Source organism: Mesorhizobium sp. M0088, from assembly GCF_040322895.1.
GTDB lineage: Bacteria > Pseudomonadota > Alphaproteobacteria > Rhizobiales > Rhizobiaceae > Mesorhizobium.
Window position 1 is genome coordinate 588,873 of record NZ_JAMYUI010000001.1, and the last position, 6,401, is coordinate 595,273.

The 6,401-nt window shown below is 62.7% G+C and carries 6 protein-coding genes; all 6 read left to right on the top strand.

Features of this window, described 5'->3' with window-relative positions; all coding sequences use genetic code 11:
- Positions 1-83 precede the first annotated feature (83 nt).
- The 6 genes from NKJ67_RS02700 to NKJ67_RS02725 all read left to right on the top strand — a co-directional run bounded on the left by NKJ67_RS02700 (position 84) and on the right by NKJ67_RS02725 (position 6,254).
- Positions 84-1,115, top strand: coding sequence for a LacI family DNA-binding transcriptional regulator (locus tag NKJ67_RS02700; protein WP_352580320.1), 1,032 nt, complete (start codon positions 84-86; stop codon positions 1,113-1,115).
- Positions 1,116-1,417: 302 nt separating this feature from the next.
- The gene (locus NKJ67_RS02705) at positions 1,418-2,359 is read left to right on the top strand and encodes a sugar ABC transporter substrate-binding protein (protein WP_127270618.1); all 942 of its coding nucleotides are present in this window, start codon (positions 1,418-1,420) and stop codon (positions 2,357-2,359) included.
- A gap of 112 nt (positions 2,360-2,471) precedes the next feature.
- Positions 2,472-3,548 (top strand): ABC transporter permease, encoded by a 1,077-nt coding sequence (locus tag NKJ67_RS02710; RefSeq protein ID WP_027039989.1) that lies wholly within the window; start codon positions 2,472-2,474, stop codon positions 3,546-3,548.
- Between the two features lie 2 nt (positions 3,549-3,550).
- Positions 3,551-4,318: an ATP-binding cassette domain-containing protein gene (locus tag NKJ67_RS02715; protein WP_292338170.1), complete on the top strand. Its 768-nt coding sequence runs from the start codon at positions 3,551-3,553 to the stop codon at positions 4,316-4,318.
- 112 nt (positions 4,319-4,430) lie between these two features.
- Positions 4,431-5,426 (top strand): inositol 2-dehydrogenase, encoded by a 996-nt coding sequence (gene iolG / locus NKJ67_RS02720; RefSeq protein ID WP_027039991.1) that lies wholly within the window; start codon positions 4,431-4,433, stop codon positions 5,424-5,426.
- 33 nt (positions 5,427-5,459) lie between these two features.
- Positions 5,460-6,254: an SDR family oxidoreductase gene (locus NKJ67_RS02725; RefSeq protein WP_352580321.1), complete on the top strand. Its 795-nt coding sequence runs from the start codon at positions 5,460-5,462 to the stop codon at positions 6,252-6,254.
- Positions 6,255-6,401 lie beyond the last annotated feature (147 nt).

The window sequence follows — 6,401 nt, forward strand, 5'->3', positions numbered from 1 at the left end:
TGGATTCAACATCATAAAGATAGTTTCTATCATTTCCCATCAGGATGCTGTACGAAGGCTCAAGCAAATCCGACGGGGCAAGCATGGTGAAGCGGCCGACCATATCTGATCTGGCGCGCATCTCGGGCGTCAGTGTCGCTACCGTCGACCGCGTGCTGAACAACCGGCTGCCGGTGCGCGAGGAGACAGCGCGCCGCGTCTACGAGACCGCTACCGATATCGGCTATCACGCCGCCGGCCTTATCAGGCAGCGCATGCGCCAGGAATTGCCGGAGTACCGGCTAGGCTTCCTGCTGCTGCGGGGCAATGATGCCTTTTACGGCGACTTCGCGCGGGAACTCGAACTGGCCATCTCGCAATCGCAACGCTTCCGTGGCGTTGCGACCATCGATTTCGCCAGTTCCCTGGCTCCCGACGAGATCGCCTCCCAGATGCGCAGGCTGGCGGCGAAATCGAGGGCCATCGCCGTTGTCGGTCCGGACCATCCGACCCTGACAGCGGTCGTGGAAACCTTGAAGGCGAGAGGGCAGCCGGTCTTTTCCGTGCTGTCCGACTTTGCCGCCGGCATCCGGGAAGGCTATATCGGCCTCGACAACCGCAAGGTCGGGCGCACCGCCGCATGGATGATCTCCAAGGCAGCCAAGCGGCCCGGCAAGGTCGCCCTCTTCGTCGGCAGCCACCGCTTCCACGGCCATGAGCTGCGCGAGATCGGCTTTCGCTCCTTCTTCCGCGAGCATGCGCCGGAGTTCAGCGTGCTTGAAACGCTGGTCAATCTGGAAGCCAACCAGGTGACCCATGACGCGATGATCGATCTTCTGGCGCGTTATCCGGATCTTGCCGGCTGCTACGTCGCCGGCGGCGGCATGGAAGGCGCGGTCTCGGCGCTGCGGGCAGCGAAGCCCGCGACCATGCCGGTGGTGGTCTGCAACGAGATCAACGCCGAATCGCGCGCGGCACTCGCCGACAACATCCTCACCATGGTGATCTCGACCCCGCTCGCCGCTTTGTGCCGTGAGCTCGTCGACCTGATGGCGCATGCCATCGAAACCGGCGCCGCCAACGCTCCGGGCCAGACCTTCCTGCCCTTCGACATCTACCTGCCGGAAAACATCTAGCCCGCCGCCGCGCAAGCCCGCCGAGGCAAATGATAGAATCCATCAGAGCGATGCGTAAATCGGCCCGCAGGCCGCGGAATCGCCCTTGACGCCCCGATGTGAAATGGAATAAATATTTCATCATCTGTGTATTTTGGTTCTTTCGTTCCGGAATATCTGTTTCAAACAGAGGGCTTGACGTTCCAGCCAGGAGGCAGGCGTCACCCGGAACAGAAAAGACATCAGGGAGAGATTCCCCGGGGAGATCGGGGATTCCGGATAAATCGGTGAAACCGGACACCAATATGTGGAGGAGAAACACAATGAAGAAATTGATTTTGGGCGTCGCCTTCGCGGCGCTGATGAGCTCATCCGCCATGGCCGCCAAGGTTGGCGTGTCGATGGCCAAGTTCGACGACAACTTCCTGACCGTGCTGCGCAACGGCATGATCGAGCAGGCCAAGGGCATGAGCGGCGTCGAGCTGCAGGTCGAGGACGCACAGAACGACGTTGCCAAGCAGCTCGACCAGATCAAGAACTTCGCCGCCTCGGGCGTCGATGCCATCATCGTCAACCCGGTCGACACTTCGGCCACGCAGGCGATGTCGGACGCCGCCGCCGCAGCCAAGATCCCGCTGGTCTACGTCAACCGCGAGCCGGTCAATGTCGACACGCTGCCCGACAACCAGGCCTTCGTCGCCTCGAACGAAGCCGATTCCGGCACGCTCGAGACCAAGGAAGTCTGCCGCCTGTTCAAGGAAGCCGGCAAGAAGGAAGCCAATGTCTATGTGATCATGGGCGAGCTTTCCAACCAGGCCGCCGTGCAGCGCACCAAGGACATCGACGATGTGATCGCGACGCCGGATTGCAGCTTCATCAAGATCATCGACAAGCAGACGTCGAACTGGAACCGCGACGAGGCGCAGAACCTGATGACCAACTGGCTGTCGACCGGCAAGCCGTTCGACGGCGTCATCGCCAACAATGACGAAAGCGCCATCGGCGCCATCCAGGCGATGAAGGCCGGCAACATCGACATGAAGGCGGTTGTCGTCGGCGGCGTCGACGCCACCCAGGACGCGCTGGCGGCCATGCAGGCGGGCGACCTCGACGTAACCGTGTTCCAGGACGCGGCCGGCCAGGGCGCCGGCGCTCTCGATGCGGCGCTCAAGCTCGCCAAGGGCGAGAAGGTCGAGCACAAGGTCTACGTGCCCTTCCAGCTCGTGACGCCCGCCAACATCGACAAGTTCCTGAAGAAGAACTGAGCCGCCAACGGTTCGATACGGAGCGGCGCTCTCGATCAATACAGCGCCGCTCCCCTCTCTCCCTCAGCGCCGCAGGCGCGAGGGCGACCGCGGCTGATGGAGGACAGAATACGTGGCACAGACATCTCATGGCGTCGGCGGCGTCGGTTATGATGCGAGGAAGCGCACATGGCCGGCCGAGTTCAATGTTTTCCTGGCACTGGTCATTCTCGTCGTCATCTTCGAACTGATCGGCCGCATCTTTCTGGGCGACAGCTTTCTGTTCAACACACGCAGCGACGTCGGCGGCATCTTCAACGAAGCGCGCCTGCAGATCATCATCCTGCAGGTGTCGATCGTCGGCATCATCGCCATCGGTGTGACGCAAGTGATCATCACCGGCGGCATCGACCTGTCCTCGGGCTCGATCGTCGGCGCGACCGCCATGATCGCCATGAGCTTCGCCCAGGTGGCGACGGTCAACGGCAATCCCAATCCCAAGGCGATGTTCCTGGCGCAAGGCTGGACCGACCTGCCTGTCATCGTGCCGCTGCTGGTGGCGATCGCCTGCGGCCTGTTTGCCGGCCTGGTCAATGGCGCGCTGATCGCCTACACGCGCATTCCGCCGTTCATCGCCACGCTCGGCATGATGGTGACCGCGCGCGGCATCGCCAAATGGTGGTCCAAGGGCCAGCCGATCTCGTTTCCCACCGAGAGTTTCGCCGGCATCGGCAAAGGCCTGATGCCCGTCGTCATCTTCCTGTCGCTGGCCATCCTGTTCCAGCTGATCATGACCTACACCAGGTACGGCAAGCACTGTTACGCGATCGGCTCCAACGAGGACGCCGCGCGCATGTCCGGCATCAAGATCGCCAACCACAAGATCCTGGTCTACGTCATCGCCGGCATTCTCGCCGCGCTCGCCGCCGTGGTGCTGAGCTCCAAGAACCTGACCGCGCAGTCCGGCATGGGCGTGATGTACGAGCTCGACGCCATCGCCATGGCGGTCATCGGCGGCGTCTCCCTGTCGGGCGGCCGCGGCTCGATCATCGGCACGGTGATCGGCTCGCTGATCTTCGGCGTCATCATCTCCGGCTTCACCTTCCTGCGCCTCGACGCCTACTACCAGGAGATGGTCAAGGGTGTGATCATCGTCGGTGCGGTGGTTCTCGACCAGTGGCGCCAACGCCTGCGGGCAATGAGGGCATGACCATGTCAGACATCGTCCTGAAGACTGAAAACCTGACCAAGCGCTATGGCGGCGTGCATGCGCTGGAAGGCGCGAACTTCGAGCTGCGCAAGGGCGAGCATGTCGCCATCATGGGCGACAACGGCGCCGGCAAATCGACCTTCGTGCGCCAGATCACCGGCGTCGAGCAGCGCACCAGCGGCCAGATCTGGTTCGACGGCAAGGAAGTGAATTTTGCCGGGCCGATCGAGGCCCGCACGGCGGGCATCGAGACCGTGTTCCAGAACCTGGCGCTGGCCGACGATCTCGACGTGCCGTCGAACCTGTTCCTCGGGCGCGAGAAGGTGCTGTTCAACCTCGGCCCGTTCTCGATCCTCGACCGCAAGTACATGCGCAAGGCGACCGAGGCGGCGCTCGTCCGCACGGCGGTGAAGATCCCCAATCTGTCCAACACCATCCGCCACATGTCGGGCGGCCAGCGCCAGTGCGTGGCGATCGCCCGGACCGCGACCTTCGCCTCCAAGCTGATCATCATGGACGAGCCAACGGCTGCCCTTGGCGTACAGGAGACCGCGCAGGTCGAAAACATCGTCCGTACGCTCAAGGACAATGGCGAGCCGCTGGTCCTGATCAGCCACAATATGCGCCAGGTGTTCGATCTCTGCGACCGTATTGTCGTGTTCCGGCGCGGCCGCATCGTCGCCAATCTGCGCAAGGAGAACACCGACGGAAACGACATCGTCTCCTACATCACCGGCGCCAAGACCGGGGAGGCGGAACTCGCGGCCTAAAACAGGATGATCACCCTGTTTTAGGGTATGCGTGCGTGAAGTAAACTTGCCCCCTTCCTCAGGGAAGGTGCGGACACAACTCTCTCAAACCCATCCCCTAGAGGAAATACCCATGACCGTTCGCTTCGCTCTCCTCGGTGCCGGCCGCATCGGCAAGGTCCATGCCCGCGCCGTCGGCTCCAATCCGCAGGCCAAACTGGTTGCCGTTGCCGATGCGTTCGAGAAGGCCGCCAAAGAGCTGGCGAGCGCCTATGGCGCCGAGGTGCGCAGCATCGAGGATATCGAGAAAGCCGGGGATATCGACGCCGTCGTGATCTGCACGCCGACCGACACCCATGCCGATCTGATCGAGCGCTTCGCCAAGGCCGGCAAGGCGATCTTCTGCGAGAAGCCGATCGACCTCAACGTCAAGCGCGTCGAGAAGTGCCTGGCCGTGGTCGAAAAAACCAAGGCGACGCTGATGGTCGGCTTCAACAGGCGCTTCGATCCGCATTTCGCCGCCGTGCGCAAGGCGATCGACGACGGCGCCATCGGCACCGTCGAGATGGTCACCATCACCTCGCGCGATCCCGGCGCGCCGCCGATCGACTATATCAAGCGCTCGGGCGGCATTTTTCGCGACATGACCATCCATGATTTCGACATGGCGCGCTTCCTGCTGGGCGAGGAGGTCGTGGCGGTCAGCGCCCATGCCTCGGTGCTGGTCGACAAGAAGATCGGTGCTGCCGGCGATTTCGATAGCGTCAGCGTCATCCTCGAAACCGCTTCCGGGAAGCAGGCCGTCATCTCCAACTCGCGCCGCGCCACCTATGGCTACGACCAGCGCATCGAGGTGCATGGCTCGAAAGGCATGGTTGCCGCCGAGAACCAGCGCCCGGTGTCGATCGAACTGGCCAACGAGAAGGGCTATACGCGCCCGCCGCTGCACGACTTCTTCATGACCCGCTACCTCGACGCCTATGCCATTGAGATCGCCGCGTTCATCACAGCCGCGACCTCGGGCAAGAAAGCGTCGCCGAGCGGTGCGGATGGGCTGGTGGCGCTGAAGCTGGCCGATGCGGCGCTGAAATCAGCAACGACCGGCAAGACCGTCCGTCTCGACAAGTAAGAAACCCTAGGAAGAAACCACAGGAGCCGAGCGATGAGCGCATCCGCCGATCGCAATTCACAGACACGCGCCATCGTCACCGGCGGCGCGCAAGGCATCGGCTTTGCCGTCGCCGAAGCGCTGGCCGAGGAAGGTTGCCGGGCACTGGCGCTCATCGGCCGCTCGCAGGAGAAGGGCGACAAGGCCGTCGCTCACTTCAAGAAGGCTGGCGTCGAGGCGATCTTCATCAGCGCCGACGTCTCCAAAGTGGCCGACTGCAAGCGCGCCGTTGCCACCGCGATCTCGCATTTCGGCACCATCAACGCCCTGGTCAATGCCGCCGCGACATCGGCGCGCGGCTCGCTGGTCGAAACCTCAGAAGAGCTGTTCGACACCATCTTCGACACCAATGTGCGCGGCCCGTTTTTCCTGATGCAGGGCGTGGTGGCGCATCTCCTGGAAAAGAAGGCACCCGGCTCGATCGTCAATGTGCTGTCGATGTCGGCGCATACCGGCCAGTCGTTCCTGACGCCCTATTCGACCAGCAAGGGGGCGCTGATGACGCTGACCAAGAACGTCGCCAATGCCTATCGTCACAACCGCATCCGCTGCAATGCGGTGCTGCCGGGCTGGATGGACACGGAGGGCGAGGACATCGTGCAGAAGAAATGGCACGATGCGCCGGACGACTGGCTGGCAAAGGCCGAAGCCGCGCAGCCGATGGGGCAATTGGTGAAGCCGGACCAGTTGGCGCGGCTGATCAGCTACATGGTCAGCCCGCAGTCCGGCGTCATGACCGGATCGCTGGTCGACTATGACCAGAGCATTGCGGGGTCGTCTCCGGAATAGGGTCAGCGTCGCGGCCGGCCCGTTTCTCCCCGTCACTATACGGGGAGAAATGCCCGGCAGGGCAATGAGCGACTATCTGTGGTGTCAAGTTGCATTGGCGAACTCCATGCGCGCATCGCGTGCTTTTGCATTGAGAATGACGAGGAG

Excerpts from the sequence above, each read along its gene's own strand:
- NKJ67_RS02700 (WP_352580320.1), top strand. The coding sequence starts at position 84 with ATGGTGAAGCGGCCGACCATATCTGATCTGGCGCGCATCTCGGGCGTC.
- NKJ67_RS02705 (WP_127270618.1), top strand. The coding sequence starts at position 1,418 with ATGAAGAAATTGATTTTGGGCGTCGCCTTCGCGGCGCTGATGAGCTCA.
- NKJ67_RS02715 (WP_292338170.1), top strand. The coding sequence starts at position 3,551 with ATGTCAGACATCGTCCTGAAGACTGAAAACCTGACCAAGCGCTATGGC.
- iolG (WP_027039991.1), top strand. The coding sequence starts at position 4,431 with ATGACCGTTCGCTTCGCTCTCCTCGGTGCCGGCCGCATCGGCAAGGTC.
- NKJ67_RS02725 (WP_352580321.1), top strand. The coding sequence starts at position 5,460 with ATGAGCGCATCCGCCGATCGCAATTCACAGACACGCGCCATCGTCACC.